A 2,118-nucleotide genomic window follows, 5' to 3' on the forward strand; every position below is an offset into this window, starting at 1 on the left:
CTGACACTGCGAGCGCGATCAATCGGCTGACGAACCAATACCTCTACAACATCGCCGGAAAGAAATACGCTGGATCGGCCGCCGGGACGTCCGCGGCCGGGCAGAAGGCGGTCGAGGTCGCAATGGCCCAACAGGGCGATCCGTATGTGTGGGGTGCCGAAGGTCCGAATTCCTTCGACTGCTCCGGGCTGATGCAATACGCTGCGGCTAAGGCGGGGGTGAGCATCCCCCGCGTGGCGTCCGCCCAGTATCAACAGCTGCCGAAGGTCAATCCGGCCGATATCCGCCCCGGCGACTTGATCTTCCCCGACGCCCAATTCAACAATGGCAATCCCGGTCACGTCATGATGTACATCGGAAACGGCCAATGCGTCGAGGCACCGCATACCGGTGATGTCGTCAAAGTTGTCAAACTGCCGAGCGGTTACCACGCCACCCGCTGGTCTTGACAGTCGAACCCCGACCGCGTCGCCCGCTCAGTACCCGACGTAATGTCCGCCGTCGTGCATCGCCTGGATGCCGGGCACATTGCTGACCGAACCGTAGCGGTGGATGGCGTACCGCACGCCCGCGATGATGTTGTCGACCGGGTTCCAGATATCGCGGTGGCCCGGCAGCGCATAGGCATTGAAAGTGGGATCGATGGTCTGCATCAGCCCCTTGGACGGAGTTCCCTTGGCCGCGTTGCTGTCCCAGAGATTGATCGCATTCGGATCGCCCGCGGATTCGTGCTGGATGATCGCGGCGATATCGGCGGGATTGATGTGCCGGGTGTCGTAACCATTGGCGGCCAGGATGCGCAGGGCGTCGTTGATCCACTGACCCTGACGACCGGACGGGCGGGTGCGTGGCGGACGTGCACTCGATCCGCTGGTGCTCGGCTGGGCTCGGCGCTGTGGCTGCCGGGTCGGGCGCGCGTTCTGCAGGAACCGGTCGGCAAGTGCGGCAACCTTATCCGCGGTGATCGCGGCTGTGGACTGTCCCTGTCCGAGCACAGCGCCTGCGCGCTGTAGGGCATTGCTGAGTGTGGTGATCAGCATCTGACGGCCCGCAGTGGTGTCGGCGACACCTCCGAGTGCGGTCATTGCCGTATTCACTTCGGCGATAATGCCATCGATGGCCGCTCGGCCTTGGATCGTGCTATCCGCGGCACCGCCGAGCAAACGGCCGAGTTCGGCGTTCAACGATTGTGTCGATTGTCCGCGTCGTGCGGTGTCGAGATTATTCGCCGCGTACCGGTCGCCCGATTCGCCGGGCCATGAGGTCGGTTGTCCGGATCCGAGCGCGGGCGGTGCATACGGCTGGCCTGTATCGGCGGTGGGGTTGGCATTGCCGTACTGCGCGGCCATGGATGCCAGCGCACCGAGCGCCGCTGCGGCGTACGGCGCGCTCGAACCGAATCCGGCGAGTGCGTCGGGGCGAGCGACGGCAGGCGATCCGGCTGAGGTGGTACCGGATTCGGCGATAGGCGCTCCGGTCGGCCCGCGCGTGGCCGCGGTTGCGGCGGGTGGCTGTGCGATCGCGGCGGGAGTTCCGGTCGGTGCCCGGGTCTGACTGCGCCGTGCCGGGTTCCGACGCGGCGCGGAGGTCGTCGTGCCGGGCCGGGCCTCGTGTGCGTTGTCGAGGCTCGGATCCGGTGTATCCCGCTGCGGTGGTGGCATCAGTAGGGCTCGTACGGTCGACCGGCACGCACGGCCTTGACGCCCGGCACATTGCTGACCGAACCGTATCGGCTTATCGAGTAGCGGACCCCGGCGACAATATTGTCGACCGGGTTGTAGATGTTCTTGTGTCCGGGCGCGGCATACGAATTGAACGTCGGGCCGATGGTCTGCATGAGGCCGATCGACGGTGTGCCCTTAGCGGCATTGCTGTCCCAGTTATTGGTGGCATTGGGATTGCCGCCCGATTCGTGCTGAATGATGATCGCGATGGCCTGCGGATCGATCGTGCTGATGTTGTAGCCCATCTGCTGCAGTACCTGCAGCGCCTGCTGGATCCAGTCACCGACTGTGCCGCCGGGCATCTGGCCACTGGTGCCGCCACCAGCATATTTTTTCCCGGCGATACTGTACAGGTATTGGTTCGTGAGCCGATTGATCGCATTGGCAGTAGCGT

3 protein-coding genes are annotated in these 2,118 nt (G+C 64.5%); 1 reads left to right on the forward strand and 2 read right to left on the reverse strand.

The window, feature by feature from the left end:
- On the forward strand, nt 1-449 hold a 449-nt coding region (locus tag ACIBG0_RS42180), incomplete at its 5' end, for a C40 family peptidase (RefSeq protein WP_397041274.1).
- Nucleotides 450-476: 27 nt separating this feature from the next.
- Here ACIBG0_RS42180 and ACIBG0_RS42185 read toward each other — a convergent pair.
- Both ACIBG0_RS42185 and ACIBG0_RS42190 read right to left on the reverse strand, forming a co-directional pair.
- Nucleotides 477-1,661, reverse strand: coding sequence for a transglycosylase SLT domain-containing protein (locus ACIBG0_RS42185; protein WP_397041276.1), 1,185 nt, complete (start codon nt 1,659-1,661; stop codon nt 477-479).
- A partial coding sequence (locus ACIBG0_RS42190; protein WP_397041278.1) for a transglycosylase SLT domain-containing protein occupies nt 1,661-2,118 on the reverse strand: 458 nt, incomplete at its 5' end. The genes ACIBG0_RS42190 and ACIBG0_RS42185, both read right to left, overlap by 1 nt.

The organism is Nocardia sp. NPDC050630 (assembly GCF_044457245.1).
Lineage (GTDB): Bacteria > Actinomycetota > Actinomycetes > Mycobacteriales > Mycobacteriaceae > Nocardia.